At 47.7% G+C, this 22,451-nt stretch carries 20 protein-coding genes; 18 read left to right on the top strand and 2 right to left on the bottom strand.

The annotated features are described in order from the left end of the window. The first annotated feature begins 5 nt into the window (after nucleotides 1–5). From AC4OGX_RS04530 to AC4OGX_RS04515, 4 genes are read left to right on the top strand one after another with little or no spacing between them, the layout of a single operon-like run. Entirely contained in the window at nucleotides 6–902 is an 897-nt protein-coding gene (locus AC4OGX_RS04530; protein WP_493328748.1) for a DUF2156 domain-containing protein, read from the top strand. Between the two features lie 47 nt (nucleotides 903–949). Then, on the top strand, nucleotides 950–2,137 hold the full coding sequence (locus AC4OGX_RS04525) for a pyridoxal phosphate-dependent aminotransferase (protein WP_493328747.1): 1,188 nt from the start codon (nucleotides 950–952) through the stop codon (nucleotides 2,135–2,137). A gap of 58 nt (nucleotides 2,138–2,195) precedes the next feature. Then, on the top strand, nucleotides 2,196–3,260 hold the full coding sequence (hisC, locus tag AC4OGX_RS04520) for a histidinol-phosphate transaminase (protein ID WP_493328746.1): 1,065 nt from the start codon (nucleotides 2,196–2,198) through the stop codon (nucleotides 3,258–3,260). A gap of 13 nt (nucleotides 3,261–3,273) precedes the next feature. Next, entirely contained in the window at nucleotides 3,274–3,783 is a 510-nt protein-coding gene (locus AC4OGX_RS04515; RefSeq protein WP_493328744.1) for a COG2426 family protein, read from the top strand. 7 nt (nucleotides 3,784–3,790) lie between these two features. On the opposite strand, the gene AC4OGX_RS04510 is transcribed toward AC4OGX_RS04515, so the two are convergent. Further along, entirely contained in the window at nucleotides 3,791–4,135 is a 345-nt protein-coding gene (locus tag AC4OGX_RS04510; protein WP_493328743.1) for a helix-turn-helix domain-containing protein, read from the bottom strand. A 187-nt stretch (nucleotides 4,136–4,322) separates the two neighbouring features. Here AC4OGX_RS04510 and AC4OGX_RS04505 point away from each other — a divergent pair, with 187 nt between their 5' ends. From AC4OGX_RS04505 to AC4OGX_RS04460, 10 genes are all read left to right on the top strand, one after another. Further along, nucleotides 4,323–4,781 (top strand): hypothetical protein, encoded by a 459-nt coding sequence (locus AC4OGX_RS04505; protein ID WP_493328742.1) that lies wholly within the window; start codon nucleotides 4,323–4,325, stop codon nucleotides 4,779–4,781. Nucleotides 4,782–4,865: 84 nt separating this feature from the next. Next, the gene (ispG, locus tag AC4OGX_RS04500) at nucleotides 4,866–5,927 is read left to right on the top strand and encodes a flavodoxin-dependent (E)-4-hydroxy-3-methylbut-2-enyl-diphosphate synthase (RefSeq protein ID WP_493328741.1); all 1,062 of its coding nucleotides are present in this window, start codon (nucleotides 4,866–4,868) and stop codon (nucleotides 5,925–5,927) included. Next, on the top strand, nucleotides 5,915–10,426 hold the full coding sequence (locus tag AC4OGX_RS04495) for a PolC-type DNA polymerase III (protein ID WP_493328740.1): 4,512 nt from the start codon (nucleotides 5,915–5,917) through the stop codon (nucleotides 10,424–10,426). Before ispG ends, AC4OGX_RS04495 begins: the two co-directional genes overlap by 13 nt. Before the next feature lie 751 nt (nucleotides 10,427–11,177). Next, nucleotides 11,178–12,413 (top strand): serine hydroxymethyltransferase, encoded by a 1,236-nt coding sequence (gene glyA / locus AC4OGX_RS04490; protein WP_493328739.1) that lies wholly within the window; start codon nucleotides 11,178–11,180, stop codon nucleotides 12,411–12,413. Nucleotides 12,414–13,299: 886 nt separating this feature from the next. Next, nucleotides 13,300–14,610: a phenylacetate--CoA ligase family protein gene (locus AC4OGX_RS04485; RefSeq protein ID WP_493328738.1), complete on the top strand. Its 1,311-nt coding sequence runs from the start codon at nucleotides 13,300–13,302 to the stop codon at nucleotides 14,608–14,610. A 3-nt stretch (nucleotides 14,611–14,613) separates the two neighbouring features. Continuing rightward, the gene (gene iorA, locus AC4OGX_RS04480; RefSeq protein ID WP_493328737.1) at nucleotides 14,614–16,359 is read left to right on the top strand and encodes an indolepyruvate ferredoxin oxidoreductase subunit alpha; all 1,746 of its coding nucleotides are present in this window, start codon (nucleotides 14,614–14,616) and stop codon (nucleotides 16,357–16,359) included. Nucleotides 16,360–16,361: 2 nt separating this feature from the next. Further along, the gene (locus AC4OGX_RS04475; RefSeq protein WP_493328736.1) at nucleotides 16,362–16,931 is read left to right on the top strand and encodes an indolepyruvate oxidoreductase subunit beta; all 570 of its coding nucleotides are present in this window, start codon (nucleotides 16,362–16,364) and stop codon (nucleotides 16,929–16,931) included. 19 nt (nucleotides 16,932–16,950) lie between these two features. After that, on the top strand, nucleotides 16,951–17,370 hold the full coding sequence (locus tag AC4OGX_RS04470; RefSeq protein ID WP_493328735.1) for an ACT domain-containing protein: 420 nt from the start codon (nucleotides 16,951–16,953) through the stop codon (nucleotides 17,368–17,370). Nucleotides 17,371–17,419: 49 nt separating this feature from the next. Continuing rightward, nucleotides 17,420–18,751, top strand: a complete 1,332-nt coding sequence (locus tag AC4OGX_RS04465) for a phenylacetate--CoA ligase family protein (RefSeq protein ID WP_493328733.1) — start codon at nucleotides 17,420–17,422, stop codon at nucleotides 18,749–18,751. A gap of 14 nt (nucleotides 18,752–18,765) precedes the next feature. Beyond that, nucleotides 18,766–19,209, top strand: a complete 444-nt coding sequence (locus AC4OGX_RS04460) for an ACT domain-containing protein (RefSeq protein WP_493328731.1) — start codon at nucleotides 18,766–18,768, stop codon at nucleotides 19,207–19,209. 231 nt (nucleotides 19,210–19,440) lie between these two features. Here AC4OGX_RS04460 and AC4OGX_RS04455 read toward each other — a convergent pair whose 3' ends face one another. Next, nucleotides 19,441–19,638: a cold shock domain-containing protein gene (locus AC4OGX_RS04455; RefSeq protein ID WP_493328729.1), complete on the bottom strand. Its 198-nt coding sequence runs from the start codon at nucleotides 19,636–19,638 to the stop codon at nucleotides 19,441–19,443. 352 nt (nucleotides 19,639–19,990) lie between these two features. Here AC4OGX_RS04455 and AC4OGX_RS04450 point away from each other — a divergent pair, with 352 nt between their 5' ends. From AC4OGX_RS04450 to AC4OGX_RS04435, 4 genes are all read left to right on the top strand, one after another. Next, nucleotides 19,991–20,416, top strand: a complete 426-nt coding sequence (locus AC4OGX_RS04450) for an RrF2 family transcriptional regulator (RefSeq protein ID WP_493328728.1) — start codon at nucleotides 19,991–19,993, stop codon at nucleotides 20,414–20,416. Nucleotides 20,417–20,560: 144 nt separating this feature from the next. Then, nucleotides 20,561–21,001, top strand: coding sequence for an RrF2 family transcriptional regulator (locus tag AC4OGX_RS04445; protein WP_493328727.1), 441 nt, complete (start codon nucleotides 20,561–20,563; stop codon nucleotides 20,999–21,001). A gap of 111 nt (nucleotides 21,002–21,112) precedes the next feature. Continuing rightward, nucleotides 21,113–22,042, top strand: coding sequence for a cysteine synthase A (cysK, locus tag AC4OGX_RS04440; RefSeq protein WP_493328726.1), 930 nt, complete (start codon nucleotides 21,113–21,115; stop codon nucleotides 22,040–22,042). Nucleotides 22,043–22,190: 148 nt separating this feature from the next. Beyond that, a complete protein-coding gene (locus AC4OGX_RS04435) occupies nucleotides 22,191–22,448 on the top strand; it encodes an HPr family phosphocarrier protein (RefSeq protein ID WP_493328725.1) in 258 nt (85 codons plus the stop codon). The last annotated feature ends 3 nt before the right edge of the window (nucleotides 22,449–22,451 follow it).

Below are 22,451 nucleotides of genomic sequence, written 5' to 3'. Positions count from 1 at the left end.
TAAGAATGGACGAGATTAAATTTAAACGGCCGGAATTAGAGGATAGAGAGATCATAGATTCTTATTTCGCGAAAGCACCCAGCAGAAGCTGTGAGAGAACATTTGCCAATGTATATCTCTGGTCCCGCCATTACCATGTGAAGTATGCAGTGATAGAGGATGCGCTGATCTTCCAGGATGACGAGGTGGATCTTGCATTTGCATATCCTGCAGGGGAAGCACAGTGTGTTAAGAATGCGCTAGAGTTTCTGTCAAGATATAGCCAGGAGCGGGGATATCCGTTAAAACTTTATAATGTGACGAAGGAGAACTTTGCCCAGCTTGAGACCTGGTATCCCGGTGAATTCCAGGTAGAATATGACCGTGATGCGGCGGACTATGTCTATGAGTCTGAGAAGCTTGCGCTGCTGCCTGGAAAGAAGCTGCACAGCAAACGTAACCATATTAACAAGTTTAAAACATTATATCCGGACTGGAGTTATGAGAAACTCTCAGATGAGAATCAGGAGGAGTGTTTCCAGATGGCGCTCAAATGGCGGAACCAGAACGGCTGTGATGATGACCCGGATAAAAATGCAGAGATGTGTGTGACACTCAATTCACTCAGGCTTTACAAAGAATTGGGCCAGACAGGCGGGGTTTTAAGGATCGGCAATGAGATAGCCGCATTTGCCATCGGAGAGCCGATCTGTGAGGATACCTTCGTTGTACACATTGAAAAAGCATTTCCTCATATAGACGGTGCTTACCCGATGATCAACCAGCAGTTTGTATTACACGAATGCAAGGATTATAAGTATGTGAACAGAGAAGAGGATACCGGTGCCGAAGGGCTGAGAAGGGCAAAGATGTCATATCGTCCGGCATTCATGGTTGAGAAGGGAGTCGTTACGAGAGTATAACGGCAGGAAACGTACAAAAAAGAGTGAAAAGAAAAGGAGAGAGGATCATGATTTCAAAGAAAATGGAAAATATGGTTGCAAACAGTTCTGCGATCCGTGCAATGTTTGAAGAGGGAAACCGTCTGGCAGGTATCTACGGTGCCGAAAACGTATATGATTTTAGCCTGGGTAATCCGAACGTTCCGGCACCGGAGAGTGTAAAGGCTGCGATCCGGGAGCTGATCGACGAGGAAGATCCGGTTGTTCTGCACGGCTATACCAACAGCAACGCAGGATACGAGGATGTAAGAACAGCTGTGGCAGAGTCTTTGAATGAAAAATTCGGAACAGATTTTGCGGCGAAGAATATCACGATGACCGTGGGAGCTGCAGGCGGCTTGAATGTTATCCTGAAATCCCTGCTGAACCCAGGCGATGAGGTCATTGCTTTTGCGCCATATTTCGGTGAGTACAGAAGCTATACGAACAATTACGACGGCGTGCTTGTGGAAATCTCACCGGATACGGAGACATTCCAGCCAAAACTTGACGAATTCGAGGCTAAGATCACTGCAAAGACAAAAGCTGTAATCGTAAATACACCGAACAATCCGACCGGAGTGGTATATTCCGAAGAGACTATCAGGAAGATGGCTTCTATTATGGAAGCAAAGCAGAAGGAATTCGGAACAGAGATCTACCTGATCTCTGATGAGCCATACAGGGAACTGGCTTATGACGGAGTGGAGGTTCCTTATCTGACCAAGTATTACGCCAACACGATCGTCGGCTATTCTTACAGTAAATCACTTTCCCTCCCGGGAGAGCGTATCGGATATCTGGTGATCCCGGATGAGGCTGCTGACAGTGAAAATCTGATCGGTGCGGCGAATGTTGCGACAAGAATACTGGGCTTCGTCAATGCCCCCACTCTGCAGCAGAAGGTAGTCAAGAAATGTCTGAATGAGAAGACAGATATTTCCTACTACAACAGAAACCGTGAGACATTGTACAACGGCTTAAAAGAGCTGGGATTCGAGTGTATCAAGCCGGAAGGTGCCTTCTATCTGTTCGTGAAGTCTCCGGTGGCAGATGAAAAAGAATTCTGTGCGGCAGCAAAGAAATATAATATCTTGATCGTGCCGGGCAGCTCCTTCGCGTGTCCGGGGTATGTGCGTCTTGCATACTGTGTATCTTACGAGACGATCGTCAATTCTCTGCCGAAGTTTGCAGAGCTGGCAGCAGAGTATAAGTAAGTGACAGAGCAGGCATAGGTTAAGTACAGTATGAGTCAGAAGAAGTAGGAGTCAAAAGATGGAATTAAACCCGAAGATTTTAGAAAATATCCGAAAAGTAGAACCTTATGTTCCGGGTGAGCAGCCGCAGAATAAGGTCATCAAGCTGAACACGAACGAAAATCCATATCCTCCGGCCCCGGGCGTTGCCGAGGCACTCAAAAGCATGGATGTGGACCGTTTCCGGCTGTACCCGGACCCGGCAGCATCCGGTCTGGTGGATGTACTGGCCAGGTATTATGGGGTAGGAAGTGACCAGGTCTTTGTGGGCGTGGGGTCAGATGATGTGTTGGCTATGTGCTTTTTGACCTTTTTTAACTCAGAAAAACCGATCCTTTTCCCGGATATCACCTATTCCTTTTATAAGGTCTGGGCAGAACTTTACAGGATTCCATATGAGTGCCAGGAGTTAGATGAGAACTTCCGCATCCGCAGGGAAGACTACTATAAGGAAAACGGGGGGATCATTTTCCCGAATCCGAACGCCCCGACAGCGGTATATGAGGAATTGGATTTTGTGGAGGATATCGTCAGATATAATCAGGATGTTATTGTGATCGTGGATGAGGCATACATAGACTTTGCAGGAAGATCTGCACTGGAACTGCTCGGGAAATATAAAAATCTCCTTGTTGTCCAGACATTTTCCAAGGCAAGGTCCATGGCAGGAATGCGGATCGGCTATGCAATAGGTGCACCTGAGCTGATCCAATATCTCAATGATGTGAAGTATTCCTTTAATTCTTATACGATGAACCAGCCGTCACTTATCTATGGGGTGGAGGCTGTGAAGGACAAGGAATATTTTGAAGAGACAATCAGAAAGATCGTTGAGACAAGAGAATGGGCGAAGGGAGAGTTAAGGAAGCTGGGCTTTGAGTTTCCTGATGCAAAGGCTAATTTTATCTTTGCAGCGCATCCTGAGTATGATGCAAAAGAGCTGTTCGAGGCATTGAAAAAAGAGAACATCTATGTCAGATACTGGGGAAGTAAGAGAATCGAACAGTATCTGCGAATTACCATCGGTACGAGAGAAGAGATGGAGACCCTTTTTGCATTTTTAAAAACATACATGAATAAATAGGAGAATATGATATATGAAAGAAGCTTTAATTGACTGGTTTGTTGTGAATCTGGGGGGGAAGGTGAGCAAGCAGTTTATTGTTTTTGTGATTTCCATGGTACCTATCCTGGAATTGAGAGGTGGCCTGATCGCGGCAGGTCCGGCAGTGCTGGACGTAGAAAAATGGCAGGCGATTCCGATCTGTATTATCGGGAATCTGATTCCGATCCCATTTATATTACTGCTGATCACAAAGGTTTTTGACTGGATGAAGGGGACGAAAAAGCTGCGTCCGATGGTTGAAAAGCTGGAAGCAAAAGCAATGAGCAAGAGTAAGAATATTGAGAAATACGAGTTTTGGGGCCTGGTGGCTTTTGTGGGAATCCCGCTTCCGGGCACAGGTGCATGGACAGGGTCTTTGATCGCGGCACTTCTTGGGATCAGGTTTCGGAAGGCATTCCCTGCGATCGTGCTGGGTGTGCTGATCGCCGCAGTTATAATGACCATTTTATCCTATACCGTGATCGGAGGGATTTTTGCTTAGTCTTTAGCTATTGCTTTTTATCCTGTTCTTTAAAGCTTAAGTATTCCAGATAGTCAAGGCCTTTGTCCTGGGAATCCGGGGAGAGAGAGGTATATATTTTTAGTAGTTTTTTAAGATTGGGATCAGGCCTTCCCTCGACAGAGAGAGGATAGTATTCGCAGCCGGTCAGCAGGTAGTCTATGGATACACCGAAAAACCTTGCGATTTCTATCAGCCGTTCATAATCAGGCTGCTTGCCTTTCGTCTCATATCCGGCTACAGTGGAACGGGTGATCCCCAGTTCATCGGCCAGCTCTGACTGTGTAATGCTTTTTTCTTCCCTTAATTCTTTTAACGTGGCTGCAAACCTCATAAAGCACCTCCTAAATACTGGAATATTTTAACAGTTCTTCTCTATTTATTAAGGGAATGTGTCAAAAATCAACGAAATATATCATAATGAGCCCATACGGCACATTGCTGTCCGCAGGGGCTACCCGTTGACAGAGTACCTGAAAATCCGTATAATAAAGTGGAAGAAAAAGAAGGGAAGACCATGGATGATCGCGAATAATAACGAAGAAAAGAGAAATCAAATCTGGAAAGCCGTTATGGCAGTTTCCACAGTGCTGATTATCATCATAGCAGCCTTTTTTGTGGTGAAGCTGTTTACTGCCAATCCACTGGAGGGCAGATGGAGCCATGAGGACAGCAGCCTTGTTATGACGGTGGAGAGTAATGGGACGGCTGTGATCGAATGGCCGGATGAATTTGATGGTGCAGATGTGTCAGTAGAGATGGATTACAGCATTGATAAAGACACCAAGACATTTACCTTAAGCGTCAGCGATGAAGAATTAAAAAAAGCAGCCGAAGCTTCTGGCAAGACTGTGACGGCAGAGGAGCTATCGTCTTTTGTACGCACTCTGGAAGCAAGCTATGACTACAGTATTGAGCAGAAGGAGCTGACACTGACAGAGAGAGAATATGGGAATCAGATGGTATTTGATAAGAAGTAATGGATAAACAGGGAAGATACTCCCTGTTTATTCTGCATTCTGGTTATATTTTTAATACACATTTCATCGAGAAAGGAGTTTATTATGGAGAATTTGCGTGAGAAGACAAGAGAAGTCAGAATCGGGAATGTAGTGATCGGCGGAAGTAATCCGATCGCGATCCAGTCCATGACCAATACGAAGACGGAGGATGTTCAGGCTACCGTAGCTCAGATCCTGAAACTGGAGGCAGCGGGGTGCGAGATCATCCGCTGTGCAGTCCCCACGATGGAGGCTGCCCGGGCACTCTCTGAGATCAAGAAACAGATTCACATCCCGCTGGTTGCGGATATTCATTTTGACTACCGTCTTGCCATTGCTGCTATCGAAAATGGAGCGGACAAGATCCGAATCAATCCGGGCAATATCGGGAGTGAAGAACGTCTGCGTGCGGTCGTTGAAAAAGCAAAGGAATACAAGGTGCCGATCCGGGTCGGAGTCAACAGCGGTTCTCTGGAAAAGCCCCTGCTTGAAAAATACGGCGGCGTGACGGCGGAGGGGATCGTAGAGAGTGCACTGGACAAGGTTAGAATGATCGAGGAAATGGGGTATCACGATCTGGTCGTCAGCATTAAGTCTTCGGATGTTATGATGTGTGTCAGAGCCCATGAATTGATCGCCAAAGAGTGCCCATACCCTCTGCATGTGGGGATCACAGAGGCTGGAACAGTATATTCCGGCAATGTAAAATCTTCGGTCGGCCTGGGAATTATCTTACATGAGGGGATCGGTAATACGATCCGTGTTTCTCTGACAGGAGATCCGCTGGAGGAGATCAAGACGGCCAGGCTGATCTTGAAGACACTTGGCCTTAGAAAAGGCGGGATCGAGGTCGTTTCCTGCCCGACCTGTGGAAGGACCAAGATCGATCTCATCGGCCTTGCAAACCAGGTAGAGAACATGGTTGCCGATATTCCGCTGGATATCAAGGTGGCTGTCATGGGATGTGTCGTGAACGGCCCTGGGGAAGCAAAAGAGGCGGATATCGGGATCGCAGGCGGAATCGGGGAAGGTCTGCTGATCAAAAAAGGTGAGATCGTGAAGAAGGTAAAGGAAGAAGAGCTTTTGGAAACGTTACGTCAGGAGTTGTTAAATTGGAAAAGATAGGAAACGCAAAGATATTTTTTGAGGTATTTCCGACTTTGAAGGTGGAGGATGATATCCAGCTGCTGTTTGAAGATGTGGAGGTAAAGAAGATCACAACGAATTCAGACCGTGATTTTCTGCGCGTCCACATTTTCAGCCGCCATTTGATCCAGAAAAAGCATATCTGGCAGATGGAGCAGAAGATCAAGGAGCAGCTTTTCGGAAAGACGAAGGTCAGTATCAGGATCATAGAAGAGTATTCCCTGTCCGAGCAGTATACAGTGAGCACTCTGATGATGGAATATAAGGACAGTATCGTACAGGAGCTGAAACTTCAAAGTGTGCTTGCAGCGAATATGTTTGAGCAGGCTGAGATGAGCTTTGAGGGCCGCGAGATCATGAACCTGGAGCTTTTAGATACCATCGTGTCTGAAGGGAAGAGAGATTATATCGTGGATCTGCTTCACGAGATTTATGACCAGCGGTTCCATATCAAAGCGGACATCCGTGTTACATACCGGCAGGAAGAGGAAAGGAAGACGACCCGCGAATACGATGAGCAGAGGATCCAGCAGGAAATCAATGCGATCTTTGAACGCCGTGCCAGACAAAAGGGTGAGGAGCGTCCCAAAGACGAGGATGCACAGCAGTCAGGTAAGAAACAGGAGGGTGCAGGCGAAAAGAAGAGTGCTTCTGGCGGGAAGAAAGAGTTTAAGAAGGATTTCAAGAAGAAGGACTTTTACAGGCCTCTGAAACAGGGAGACGATCCGAGCCTGATCTACGGCAAGAGCTTTGAGGATGAGCCGATCACTCTGGACCAGGTGGTTACGGAGATGGGTGAGATTACGATCCATGGCAAGATCATTAACTTTGATACCCGGGAGATCCGAAATGAGAAGACAATCCTGATGTTTGCAGTCACGGATTTTACAGATACCATTACAGTCAAGATGTTTACGAGGAATGACCAGCTTCCTGAGCTGCTGGGCGACTTGAAAAAGGGGGCCTTTGTTAAGATCAAGGGAATCACCACGATCGATAAGTTTGATGGGGAGCTCACCATCGGTTCCGTCACCGGGATCAAAAAGAGCGGGGATTTTACCGTGTCCAGGCAGGATCTAAGCCCGCAGAAGAGGGTGGAGCTGCACTGCCATACAAAGATGAGCGATATGGACGGCGTATCCGAGGTCAAAGATCTGGTAAAAAGAGCGCATGACTGGGGGCATCCCGCGATCGCGATCACGGACCACGGTGTAGCACAGTCTTTCCCGGATGCGAACCATTATATCGAGACCCTGGATAAAAACGACCCGTTCAAGGTGCTTTACGGCGTGGAGGGATATGTCGTGGACGATCTGACAGAGATCGCCGTGGGAGCAGAGGAGGAGACTCTGGATGACACATTCATCGTATTTGACCTGGAGACGACAGGATTTAGTGCGATCAAGGATAAAATCATCGAGATCGGTGCGGTGAAGGTGGTCAATGGAGAGATTGTGGACCGCTTCAGTACTTTTGTCGATCCAAAGCGTCCGATCCCATTTGAAATCACGCAGCTTACCAGCATCACGGACGAGATGGTGATCGGCCACCCGGATATTGAGACGGTCCTGCCGCAGTTCCTTGCATTTATCGGGGATGGAGTTCTGGTCGCACATAATGCGGGGTTTGATGTCGGCTTCATAGAACAGAACTGCCGCAGGCAGGGCATTGAGCCTAAATTCACCTATGTCGATACCGTTGCCATGGCACGCGTCCTGCTTCCCACTTTGTCCAAATACAGGCTGAATGTGGTTGCAAAGGCACTCGGCATCTCTCTTGAGAATCACCATCGGGCGGTAGACGATGCGGCAGCAACAGCAGAGATCTTCGTGAAGTTCGTAGAAATGCTGAGGGAGGAGAATATCACTACTTTAAAGGCCCTGAATGAGTTTGGTGATATGAACCCGAATGCGATACGAAAGATGCCTACCTATCATATCATTATTTTAGTGAAGAATGATATCGGGCGCTACAACCTGTATAAGCTGATCTCGGATTCCCACCTGATCTACTATGCAAGGCGGCCAAGAATCCCGAAGAGTGTGCTGAACCAGCACAGGGAGGGTCTGATCATAGGAAGTGCCTGTGAGGCGGGAGAACTCTATCAGGCGATCCTGGAGAAAAAGTCCGCAGAGTCCATAGCACGGCTTGCTGATTTTTATGACTATTATGAAATACAGCCTCTTGGGAATAACCGGTTTATGGTGGAGAGTGAAAAGTTTCCCGATATCAATTCGGATGAGGATCTGCAGAATATAAACCGTGAGATCGTAGAGCTGGGAGAAAAGTTTAAAAAGCCGGTTGTTGCGACCTGTGATGTGCATTTTCTGGATCCGGGAGATGAGGTATACCGCCGGATCATTATGGCGGGAAAGGGATTCAGTGATGCAGATAACCAGGCGCCTCTTTATCTTCGGACAACCGAGGAGATGTTGGATGAATTCGAGTATCTGGGGTCTGCCAAGGCGCGTGAGATCGTGATCGAGAATCCGAATAAGATCTGTGATATGATCGAAAAAATGTCTCCGATCAACCCGAATAAGTGTCCTCCGGTCATTGAGAATTCCGAGCAGGATCTGAGAGATATCTGTTACAACAAGGCCCATGAGATATATGGGGAAGATCTTCCCGAGCCTGTTTCCACCCGGCTTGAGAAGGAATTGAACTCGATCATATCCAACGGCTACTCCGTGATGTATATCATCGCGCAGAAGCTGGTGTGGAAATCCAATGCGGACGGATATCTGGTTGGATCCCGTGGTTCCGTAGGTTCCTCCTTCGTAGCCACCATGGCGGGGATCACGGAGGTAAACCCTTTAAGTCCCCATTATTACTGTAAGAAATGTCATTATAACGATTTTGATTCAGAGGAAGTAAGAGCTTTTGCGGGAGGCTGTGGATTTGACATGCCGGACCGGGTCTGCCCGAACTGTGGGGAAACGCTGGTCAAGGCGGGATTCGATATCCCGTTTGAGACCTTCCTTGGATTCAAGGGAGATAAAGAGCCTGATATCGACCTGAATTTCTCGGGAGACTATCAGTCCAAGGCCCATAAGTATACGGAAGTAATTTTCGGGGAAGGACATACATTTAAGGCCGGGACTATCGGTACCCTGGCGGATAAGACCGCCTATGGATATGTGAAGAATTACTATGAGGAACGGGAGCAGAGAAAACGAAGATGCGAGATCGAACGGATTTCTGTAGGGTGCACCGGGATCAGAAGAAGTACCGGGCAGCACCCGGGCGGTATCGTCGTACTGCCCCACGGCCATGATATTAACGAATTTACTCCGGTGCAGCATCCGGCCAATGATATGACCACGGACATCACAACAACGCACTTTGACTACCACTCCATCGACCATAACCTGCTGAAGCTGGATATTCTCGGACACGACGATCCGACCATGATCCGAACGCTGGAGGAGTACATCACTTCGGATGCCATGGACAACGAATATAATGAGGAAAATCCATTCAATGCAACGAATATTCCTTTGGATGATAAGAAGGTACTGTCCTTGTTCCACGATACAAGTGCGCTGGGGATCAAGCCGGAGGATATCGACGGCTGTAACCTAGGGTGCCTTGGAATCCCTGAATTCGGTACGGATTTCGTAATCCAGATGGTACAGGATGCAAAGCCACAGTCACTTTCCGATCTGATCCGTATTTCCGGTCTGTCCCACGGGACAAATGTGTGGCTGGGAAATGCGCAGGAGCTTGTAAAGTCGGGAAAGGCAACTATTTCTACCTGTATCTGTACCCGTGACGATATTATGATCTACCTGATCAATCAGGGGGTGGACAGTGCGCTGTCCTTTACGATCATGGAGAGCGTTCGAAAAGGAAAGGGCTTAAAGCCGGAGTGGGAAGAGGCTATGAAGGAAAAAGATGTGCCGGACTGGTATATCTGGTCCTGTAAGCAGATCAGCTATATGTTCCCGAAGGCCCATGCGGCGGCGTATGTCATGATGGCATACCGGATCGCTTATTGTAAGATCAACTATCCGCTGGCATATTACGGCGCTTATTTCGGAATTCGCGCAAATGCGTTTTCCTACGAGATCATGTGCCAGGGAAAAGAGAAACTGAATTATTATATGAAGGACTATAAGAAGAGGTCAGATTCGTTAAGCAACAAGGAGCAGGATGTGTTAAAAGACATGAAGATCGTGCAGGAAATGTATGCGAGGGGGTATGAATTCCTTCCTTTGGATATCTACAAGGCAAAGGCAACGAAATTCCAGATCATAGACGGAAAGCTGATGCCTCCGCTCTCCAGTATCGACGGAATGGGAGATAAGGCAGCAGAGGCAGTGGAGGATGCGGCGAAAGACGGACCGTATCTGTCACTGGATGACTTCCGGCAGAGGACTAAGGTCAGCAAGACCGTGATCGACCTGATGGCAGACTTAGGGCTGTTTGGAAACCTGCCGCAGAGCAATCAGCTGTCACTGTTCGATTTCGGATAAGAGGGCGCTTCGAAGAGAGGGGCGCTTCGCGGACAAAAAAGCCGGAGCGCTTATGGATGACACATGCCGCTTCGAATACAGGCGCTACGCTAAGCAGCTGTAGGAGAAAAACAGACGGATGACCGGGCACCGAACGCATTCACCGTGTAAGCTTGATGCTTACGACGGTTCAGGCGTTCTTGGAAATTGATTCGGGATCAATTTCCAGCCCGGTCATCCGTCTGTTTTTCTCTAACGGCTGCTAAGCTTGCTGGATGTATCCGAAGCGGCATGTGTCATCCTTAAGCGGCTCCGGCTTTTTTGTCCACTGCGCTTGGGAGTTCAAGGCGGGAGGTAGAGTGGCAGCGGAGGCGTGGCGAAAGCAGGAGTGTAAGGGCGGCAGTGTGGGGGATGCCAGACCAGGCGTTTTGCTAGTCGGTGGTGATGTTGCCGTTGCTTATTCTAGTTTCCCAGTCTCGTTGAAGAAACAAGGATCAATTTAAAAAAGGGGCAATATCATTTCTATTATTGTCCTGCCTGGGCCATTATGATGATTAGAAGAGCAGTTAAAACCGCTGTCCTGAAAAAGATTTACAAAATTTTGATGTGGACAGAAAAGTCTGGTAATAATAGAATGGCAGATGTTTAGATTAGAAAGAAATACTTGAAAAACAAAGTAGACTTTCTATTCTATGCTGTGATATAATGCTTCAATAGCGTAACAGGAGCTAATCACTCCAAGAGGGTATTTTAAATTCAGGAGGTAAGGACTATGTACGATTTCGAGGAAATTGTGAAGGAAGATATGGAAGTTGCAAACGCGATCCAGGCGGAGATGGAGAGACAGAATTCACACATCGAGCTGATCGCTTCCGAGAACTGGGTAAGTAAGGCTGTCATGGCAGCGATGGGCAGCCCTATGACGAATAAATATGCAGAAGGCTATCCGGGCAGAAGGTATTACGGTGGATGCCAGTGTGTTGACGTGGTTGAGAACCTTGCCAGAGAGAGGGCGAAGGAACTTTTTCACTGCGAATATGCCAATGTGCAGCCCCATTCAGGTGCTCAGGCCAATATGGCAGCGATGTTTGCAATGGTAGAGCCGGGAGACAAGGTCCTCGGAATGAATCTGGATCATGGCGGACATTTAAGCCATGGTTCACCGGTCAATATTTCCGGCAAATACTTCAATTTTGCTTCATACGGTGTCAATGATGACGGCTTCATAGATTATGATAAAGTACTTGAAGCTGCAAAACAGCACCAGCCCAAATTGATCATTGCAGGAGCAAGTGCCTACGCAAGAACCATCGATTTCAAACGTTTCCGCGAGATTGCAGATGAAGTCGGCGCTTACCTCATGGTAGATATGGCGCATATCGCAGGACTTATTGCAGCAGGTGTGCATCCAAGTCCTATCCCATATGCACATGTTACCACAACAACAACTCATAAGACCCTGCGCGGCCCAAGAGGCGGCATGATCCTTTCCAGCAAAGAAATGGATGAAAAGTTCAACTTCAACAAAGCCGTATTCCCGGGAACCCAGGGAGGTCCGCTGATGCATGTGATCGCAGCCAAGGCAGTCAGCTTCAAAGAAGCCCTTCAGCCGGAATTTAAGGAATACCAGATCCAGATCGTAAAGAACGCCAAGGCTCTGTGTAAAGGCCTGATGGACCGCGGAATCAAGATCGTATCCGGCGGCACAGATAACCACCTGATGTTAGTAGACCTCACAGGCTTCGATGTGAGCGGAAAAGAATTAGAGAAGCGCCTGGATGAGGCTCATGTGACCTGTAACAAAAACACCATCCCGAACGATCCACGTTCCCCGTTTGTCACCAGCGGCGTAAGGCTCGGAACCCCCGCTGTAACCACCCGTGGAATGGTAGAGTCCGATATGGATCAGATCGCGGAGATCATCGCGATGGTGATCGAAGATGAGGCAAACGTAGAAAAAGCGAGAGGACTCGTCCAGACACTTACAGCGAAATACCCTTTAAAGTAAGGGGGACGCCCGTCAGAAGCTCCGGCGGCAGAGGCTGGAACGGGGCTTTTTAAAAGCTGACCACTTATGTAAGAATTGTTAACGAAAAACGCCATGCCCCAAGGGGAACCAGCGGGATTCACCGCATAATCCTGATGATTATGCGGATCAGCCCGCTTAAAAATTTGTTTTTGAAAACAAATTTTTCCCCCTCAGGACATGGCGTTTTTCGCAAACAATTCTAACATGCGTTATACGCTTTCTAAAAAGCCCCGTCCCAGCCTCAGCCGCCGAAGCTCCTGACGGGCTCGGCTCCTTCCGGGGGGAAACGGTGGAAGTGGATGGATTCGTCTGGTGGAACAAACAGCCTGCAAGACAGAACCTGTTGTGCATGATCTTCTCCACGGAAAAAACTTCCGTAAGTTCGTAACCATACGCTTGGCCCGGTCCGAAAATCCCCGGTAAACAGGCTTACTGCAATATGGATGAGCCAGCTGTGGGGAATGTGGGACAGGGATGGCAGGGGTGGGAGGGATGGCTTTTCGGATGTCTTAGAACGCGCGCTAGAATCTGTTAAAGAAAAGGCGGGGGAAAGGAAGGCCGGAATTTGCCGTTCAACGGCAGAATTCCGTGGCATACTTGACGGGAAATCATCAGGATTTCCCGTCAAATATGCCAGTGCCGCCCTTTCCCCCGCCTTTTCTTTTACAGATTCTAAGCAAGTGGCCCGACATCCGAAGAGCCATCCCTCCCACCCCTGCCATCCCTGTCCCGTATTCTCCACAGCGTCCCCCTCCTCTATATTCACAAGCCTGCTTACAATTTTTCAAATTAATGCTTTAAATGGGCGAAGTGTTGTGTTATACTTATCTGAAACGAATGTTTTATGGCTAAGGAGGATTTTGGAATGATTTGGGCAAAGGAAGAGACTCTGCCAAGGGCTGAGATCGAGAAGATCCAGTTGGAACGATTGAAAGAGACGGTATCGTATATTTATGAGCGTGTTGAGCCTTACCGTAAGAAGATGGATGAGGCGGGTGTTAAGCCGGAAGAGATCCGGACATTGGATGATTTAAGAAAGATGCCGTTTACATATAAAGCAGATTTCAGAGACCACTACCCGGACGGACTGTTTGCAGTCGACAAGAAGGAGATCGTCAGATACCATGCCAGCTCCGGGACGACAGGAAAGCCGACGGTAGTAGGATATACCCAGAACGACCTGGATATCTGGCTGAACAATGTGGCAAGGATTGCCTGCATGGGTGGTGCGACTTCCGAGGATGTGGCGCAGATTTCATTTGGATACGGAACCTTTACAGGAGCACTGGGGCTGCACGGGGGATTGGAGAAGATCGGAGCATCCGTGATCCCGATGTCATCAGGCAACACGAATAAGCAGATCATGTTTCTTCAGGATATGGGAGTAACGCTTTTAGTTGCAACACCATCCTATGCACTGCATTTAGGTGAGGTATTAAGGGACCGGGGAATCGACCCGTCTAAGGATCTGAATATACATATCGGGCTTTTTGGCGGTGAGGGAATGACGGAACCGATGCGCGACGAGATGCACAAGGCCTGGGGCGATCAGTTTGTCTGTACACAGAACTACGGAATGAGTGAATTATGCGGACCGGGCGTGGCAGGAGAGTGTACCGAATTATGCGGAATGCACATCAATGAGGATTGGTTTATCCCGGAGATCATCGATCCGGAGACAGAAGAGATCCTTCCGCCGGGAGAGACCGGAGAGCTGGTTATTACCTGCCTTGGCAAGGAAGCGCTTCCGCTGATCAGATACCGTACAGGAGACTTGACAAGGCTTATGTATGAGCCGTGTAAATGCGGCAGGACAACGGTACGCATGGCGAACCTGTCAGGACGTGCGGACGATATGCTCGTGATCAGAGGAGTCAATGTATTCCCTGGACAGATTGAAGAGGTATTGTTCAAGATCGATGAGATCGGACCTCATTATGAGATCCTGGTAGAGAGAAAGAACAGACTGGATGTGATGACGATTACCGTTGAGCTGATCGATGACAGGCTTCTGGACAGCTACGCACTGCTGAGTGAACTGGAGCAGCGCATCAAGTCAGCATTAAAGTCACAGCTTGGACTTGCGACCCATATCAGGCTGGTCGCACCGAATTCCTTAAGGCGTTTTGAAGGGAAAGCAAAGAGAGTGACAGATTTACGAAAGGATGGTTTATAAAAGATGTCAGAAAAAGTGATCATGTTGGGTAATGAAGCCATTGCCAGAGGGGCTTATGAAGCAGGGGTAAAGGTTTCCTCTGCTTATCCTGGTACTCCAAGTACGGAGATCAGTGAATATCTGGTAAGGTACAAAGAGGATCTTTATGAAGAGTGGGCGCCCAATGAGAAGGTAGCTGCTGAGGTTGCAGTAGGCGCCAGTTTAGCCGGTGTGCGTTCCATGGCATGTATGAAGCATGTGGGACTGAATGTGGCGGCTGATCCGCTGTATTCTGTTTCTTATATGGGAGTAAACGGTGGTCTTGTACTTATGGTTGCGGACGATCCGGGATTATACAGCTCCCAGAATGAACAGGATACGAGAATGGTGGCAAGGGCTGCACAGATCCCGGTCATCGAGCCGTCCGATAGTGCAGAAGCAAAAGATTTTGTGAAGGTTGCGTTCGAGCTGAGTGAAAAGTTCGACAGACCGTTCATTTTCAGAATCACCACAAGGCTTGCACATTCCCAGGGACTGGTAGAGCTCTGTGAGCGTGCAGACATTGAAGATAAGCCTTATGAGAAGAATATCCGCAAGAATGTCATGATGCCGGGCAATGCAAAGCTTCGCCACATTGAGATCGAGAAAAGGAACCTGGAGCTGGCAGAGGCAGCCAATACACTTTCTATTAATAAGATGGAGATGAATGACACCAAGATCGGAGTCATCACAAGCGGAATCCCATATCAGTATGTGAAGGAGGCACTTCCGAATGCATCTGTATTGAAGCTGGGAATGGTAAATCCGCTCCCGAGAAAGATGATCGAGGAGTTCGCATCCAAGGTGGATACCCTCTATGTGGTGGAAGAGTTAGATCCTGTGATCGAGGAGCAGGTGAAGTCCTGGGGGATTCAGGTGACCGGCAAGGAGATCTTTACCGTGCAGGGCGAGTACAGCGCTAATATGTTGAGAAAGGCCATCCTGAAAGAGGACCAGGATATCAAGGCTCCTGCAGAAGCACCACAGCGTCCGCCGATCCTATGCCCGGGATGTCCGCACCGCAGTGTTTACTATGTGTTAAACAAGTTAAAGATGCATGCTGCCGGGGATATCGGATGCTACACTCTGGGAGCGGTTGCACCTCTGAGTGTTGTCGATACAACGATGTGCATGGGCTCCAGTATTTCCACTTTACACGGCATGGAAAAGGCAAAAGGAAAGGAGTACATCAAGAACTGGGTGGCAGTGATCGGTGATTCTACATTTTTACATACAGGAGTGAACTCCCTGATGAACATGGTTTACAACAATGCCACAGGAACCGTCATGATCCTTGACAACTCCACAACAGGAATGACAGGACACCAGGATCATGCAGCTACAGGTAAAACGCTCCAGGGTGATCCTACTTATGCGATTGACATTCCGGGACTCTGCCGTGCCATGGGTGTGAAAAATGTGATCGAGGTAAATGCGTTTGATATTGCCACACTGGAGAAGGTAGTAAAAGAAGAGACCGCAAAGGATGAGGTTTCTGTTATCATTACCAAGTCACCATGTGTTCTTCTGGATAAGTCCAAAAAGCCGCTCTACACTGCCCATGAAGACAAATGTAAGAAGTGCGGCATGTGTATGAAGCCGGGATGTCCTGCAATGACAAGAAATGCAGACGGAACGATCCACATTGATGACACCATGTGTACCGGATGCGGCCTGTGTGAATCCTTATGTAAATTTGATGCGATAGAACTGGTAAAGGCGGGTGAATAGAGATGGCAACGAAGAATATCATGATTGTAGGTGTAGGCGGTCAGGGAACCCTGCTTACCAGTAGGATTTTAGGGGGACTCCCTCTTGCAGCAGGCTATGATGTCAAGCTTTCTGAGGTACACGGCATGGCACAGCGGGGCGGAAGTGTGGTAACTTTTGTCAGATATGGAGAAAAGGTTGCAGAACCGATCGTGGAAGAGGGGCAGGCGGACGTCATTATCGCGTTTGAGCGTCTGGAAGCCCTGAGATATGCACATTTCCTGAAAAAAGACGGAGCATTAATCGTGAATGACTGGCGGATCGATCCGATGCCGGTGGTGATCGGAGCGGCAGAGTATCCGGACGGAATCCTGGAGAAGTTAGAGGCCGAGTATAAAGTATACAAGGTAAATGCGACAGAAGAGTCCAAGAAGCTTGGAAACCCGAGAGTATTCAATCTGATCGTCCTCGGAATCGCAGCGCAGCATATGGATTTCACAAAAGATCAGTGGTATGATGTAATTGAAAAGACTGTACCGCCGAAAACAATTGAGATCAATAAGAAAGCGTTTGATGTGGGATACGCATTATAAGGTAAAGGCAGGTGAGAGGATGATTAAGCAGTTATCAGTATTCGTGGAAAACAGACCGGGCAGCCTGATGCAGGTGACCTCCGCGCTGACAGAGGCACATATCAACATCCGGGCGGTGGCATCATTTGATACGCCGGAGTTTGGAATCTTGCGCATGGTGGTGGATCAGCCGTCAGAGGCTAAGGATTATCTGACATCACGGGGATTTGTTGTAAGGATACACGATGTGATCGGGGTGGAGCTAAAGGATGAGAAGGGGAATCTCAATCGTATGCTGTCCATCCTGGCAGACGGGGAGATCAATGTAAGCTACATTTATTCCTTCGTGATCCGGCAGGAGAAGGCGCCGGTCATGGTGTTCAGCACGGATGATTATGAGAAAGCAGCAAAGGTATTGGAAAGCGCAGATGTAAAGATGATAGAGGATACGGATTTATAAGACATACGTCTTTATAAGTTAGAAAAAAAGACAAGGAGTTATCAGGGATATGGCGGCAGTGACATTAGAAAACTGGGTGGAGAGGATCAGAGACCCGAAAATTGAGTGCATGAGTGCTGATGAGATGGCAGCTCTGCAGAGTAAGCGGCTGGTAGATGTTGTAAGCAGGGTATACAACAATGTAGAGTTCTACCGCAAAAAGATGAAAGACCTGGGTGTGGAGCCTGGGGATATCAAAGGAATCGAGGATATTAACAAGCTTCCGTTTACCACAAAGGAAGACTTGAGAGACAACTATCCATTTGGGCTTCTTGCGATTCCGAAGAAGGATGTTGTCCGTGTGCAGGGGACATCCGGTACAACAGGCAAGCTGACGCTGGCTTCCTATTCCCAGAAGGACGTGGATGTCTGGGGAGAGTGTGTGGCAAGATGTCTGACCATGGCCGGATTGACAGAGGAAGACATCATCCATGTCTGCTATGGCTATGGATTGTTTACCGGAGGCATGGGGCTGGATTATGGTGCGAAGGCGCTGGGAGCTACGGCAATCCCCATGTCCGCCGGGAATACCAAGCGTCAGATGATGTGTATGGAAGATTTCGGTGCAACTGCATTTGCCTGTACCCCGTCCTATGCACTTCACCTAGCAGAGTCTCTGGAGGAGGCCGGGGCAGTAGACCGCCTCAAGTTAAAAGCAGGAATCCACGGTGCAGAGCCATGGACCGTGGAGATGCGCAAGAAGATCGAAAGTATCCTGAATATCAACTGCTTTGATATCTACGGACTGTGTGAGATCTCCGGCCCGGGTGTGGCACAGGATTGTATCCATCATGCAGGACTGCATATCAATGTAGATTATTTCTATCCGGAAGTATTGAACCCTGCTACTCATGCGTCCTGTGCGGATGGTGAGACAGGTGAGCTTGTATTTACCACACTTGCTAAGGAGGCAATGCCTCTCTTACGTTACCGTACAAAGGACTTGACCAGCATCGATCACAGTACCTGCGCATGTGGAAGAACCACCCCCAGGATCTCCAAGTTCACCGGACGTACCGATGACATGAAGGTCATCCGCGGAGTCAATGTATTCCCGACCCAGGTGGAGACAGCGCTTCTTAGCATGGGCGGTGCAGTAGCGCCTCATTATCTGATGATCGTAGACAGAGAGGATAACCTGGATGTTCTGACCGTCATGGTAGAGGTGGATGAGAGCATGTTCTCTGATGAGATCAGAAAGCTGGATGCACTCAAGAATAAGATCAGCGGTGTCTTAAAACAGGCACTCGGAGTATCTGCCCGCGTTAAACTGGTAGAACCAAAGACAATACAGAGAAGTGAAGGAAAAGCGGTACGTGTCATTGACAAACGTAACCTGTAAAGGAGGTAAGCACGATGGGAATTACAATACAGCAATTATCCGTATTTCTTGAAAACCGTGAAGGAAGACTGGATGAGGTCCTTGCAGTACTTGCCAGCAATGATGTCAATATCGTAGCATTGAGTCTGGCAGACACATCGGACTACGGAATGCTCCGCATGATCGTATCTGATCCGAATAAAGGAAGGGCCGTACTCAAAGAGAACGGGATCACAGCCATGCTGACAGATGTGGTGGCACTGCGTGTACCGCATGCTACAGGATCTTTAAGCAAGGCCATGCATCAGATCGTGGAAGGAGAAGTCAACATCGAGTATATGTATGCATTTGCCAACGGGGAGGATGCATCCGCAGTCTTAAAGACCGATGACCCGGCGAGGGTAGTGGATATCCTGCGAGGAAGCGGATTTGATGTCTGGGAGGCAGCGGAGGCATATGTCTCCAATGTGAAGATTTAAGGAACGGTTATAAATTTTCATACACAACGATACGGGGAGAGAGTCTTGGGAGGAAGATTCCTCCCCGTTTTGTGCCTGCTGTCAATAGATTTCATTAGATGTGAAAAAAAGAGTATCCGGAATGCATCCAGATACTCTCCTGTGTTCTTAATCTCATTTTTGATGTATTGCTTTTAAATATTTAAATCTGATACTAAATTTATATATTTAAAGGTACAATTAAAATTCTGATTAAAGTTTCACTACGTTCGTTGCCTGAGGTCCTTTAGCGCCTTCTGTTACTTCAAACTCAACAGCCTGGCCTTCTTCTAAGGATTTGAACCCATCCATCATTAATCCTGAATAGTGTACGAATACATCATTGCCATCAGCATCAGAGATGAATCCATAACCTTTTTGGTTGTTAAACCATTTTACTGTACCTGTCATTGTGTTACCCTCCATAAATAAAAAATAAATGATAAAGTGTTTATATGATTCCTGTTAGACAGGATTCATACGGTGTAAGAGTAGCATATTTAACAATGAAAGTCAATGTATTTATAAAATGTTCCACAAAAATACACAAAAAGTGTCGAAAAAGGATGCGTGTGTGATTTGAAATCTCAAAATAATGGCGGAATAAAGATTGTATTTCTCTGCTTTTTTGCTTAAAATGGGAATGTAGTGAAAAATAAACGGTAGGATCAGGATAAGAAAGAAGGATTATGGTGTGAACATAACAGGACTGTCATAAGATTCAAAAAAGACCGGAATGAACGTTAAAGGAGCACTGCATATCATGAAAATGTCAACAAAAGGACAGTATGCTTTGGAGGCTGTCGTAGATCTGGCGCTGCATTCAGGCTCAGGCAGCCTTGTCAGTCTGAAGAATATTGCAGATAGGCGCTGTCTTTCAGAAAAATATCTGGAGCGGATCGCCCGTGCTTTGAAGAAGCAGGGGATTCTGAAAAGTGTAAGGGGAGCTTACGGCGGCTATTGTCTTGTAAAGTCTCCTGACGAATTGAGCGTTAAGGAAGTGCTGACAGCGGTGGAGGGGGAACTGGCACCTGTACACTGTCTGACGCAGGAAAGCGACTGTGGTATCCCCTGCAGTCTTTGTCCCACGAGAAATACATGGGGAGATATGTGGGAGACGATTACCGATATTGTGGGAAAGGTTACGATCGCCGATATCCTTGCCAGGGAAAAAGAGATGGAAAAATAGACAGATAAGACACAGGAGATAAGCAGAGGAGGGAACTTCTCTGTTTTCTTTTTTAAAAAATAGATTGACAGGTAAAAGAAAAGAGTGTATAAATAAAACATATAATACTTATCAATTTAGTAGGAAATAAAACGGAGGTGTTATATGAAGGTATCTACAAAAGGAAGATATGGTCTGCGCGCCCTGGTGGATGTGGCGGCGAATTCCCAGGGGAATCCAGTGTCCCTGGTGCAGACGGCTAACAGGCAGAATATATCTTTGAACTATTTGGAGCAGGTTTTTGGCGTTCTGCGTAAGGCCGGGATCGTAGTGAGCGTGAAGGGCGCCGGGGGCGGTTATATGCTTGCACGCAGTGCTGACAGCATTACTGTGAAGGAGATATTGGAAGCTCTGGAAGGAGAGTTCTCCATTATCGACCGTGGCACGGTCAAGGAACAGGATGCGGTGCAGAAAGCCATCCGGGAACTCGTCTGGGACGAGATCGACGAGAAGGTGAATACGCTCCTGGCCCGGCGAACACTGGCCCAGCTGGTGAAGGAGTATAAAGAGAATCTCGATTATAGTTCGAACATGTATTATATTTAAACCAAAAGAGGGATGGATGCAGTCCTGTTTTTGGTGTGAGCCGCGTAAGATAAAGTAAAAAGCGGCATAGGAACAAAGTAAAACAGACAGATCAAGAAAGTGAGGAAGAATATGGGAAACATTTATAAAAGTATTACAGAGCTGGTAGGAAGAACACCGATCCTGGAGGTGTCAAACATTGAGAAGGAACTGAATCTTGAGGCAAGGATCCTTGTGAAGCTGGAGTATTTCAACCCGGCAGGAAGCGTGAAGGACCGCGTTGCCCTGAGTATGATCGAGGACGCAGAAGCGCGCGGCCTGATCCGGCCGGGAGCGACGATCATTGAGCCGACAAGCGGCAATACAGGGATCGGCCTGGCATCCGCAGCGGCAGCGAAGGGATATAAGGCGATCTTTGTTATGCCGGAAACGATGAGTATAGAAAGACGGAAGCTGCTGCTGGGTTATGGTGCGGAAATTGTCCTGACAGAAGGAAAGAGGGGCATGAACGGCGCCATCGAGAAGGCGGCAGAGCTGGAGAAGGAGCTGGATAATGCGATCGTTCTGGGACAGTTTGTCAACGGTGCTAATCCAGAGGCGCATATCAGGACAACGGGGCCGGAGATCTGGGAAGATACAGATGGAGAGGTAGATATTTTCGTGGCAGGCGTAGGAACAGGCGGGACCATCACGGGAACCGGAAAGTATCTGAAGGAGAAAAAGGATACGGTACAGGTTATTGCAGTAGAGCCGGTAGGATCTCCTGTATTGTCAGGTGGAAATCCGGGACCTCACGGGCTTCAGGGGATTGGAGCAGGATTTGTCCCGGAAGTGCTGGATACGAAGATCTATGACAGCATTATAAAGGTGGCAGATGAGGAAGCTTATGCGGCAGAGCGGCTGCTTGCACACAAAGAGGGCGTCCTGGTCGGAATCAGCTCGGGTGCCGCACTTCATGCAGCGATCGAGACCGCAAAGCTTACGGAGAATAAGGGGAAGACAATTGTGGCATTATTACCGGATACAGGAGAGAGATATCTGTCTACACCGTTGTTTTCTTAATATTCATTCATAGGTTCTCAAAATGTAGTACTGTGAGATGGCTGTAAAATTATTTTAGTCAACAAAAAAATTCCAGATGATTGAAAAAGTCGGAAATATGTTATATACTGGACTAAGTTAAAATTAAGAACAGGAGGAAAATTGTACTATGAAAGAATTTAAATATGTCATCACTGACCCAGAGGGGATCCACGCAAGGCCGGCAGGGCTGTTAGTAAAACAGGCAGCAGGCTACAAATCAGATATTAAAATCGGAAAAGGTGAGAAGACAGCAGATGCTAAGAGGATCTTTGGTGTTATGGGCTTAGGCGTTAAGACCGGAGAAGAGATCGTTATGACAGCAGAGGGTGAAGATGAAGAGACAGCGATCGCAGAATTAGAAGCATTTTTCAAAGAGAACTTATAATTC

This window comes from Faecalicatena sp., from assembly GCF_058819085.1.
The sequence above is the reverse complement of the archived record's forward strand: the minus strand, read 5'-3'. Positions and strand labels throughout refer to the sequence as shown.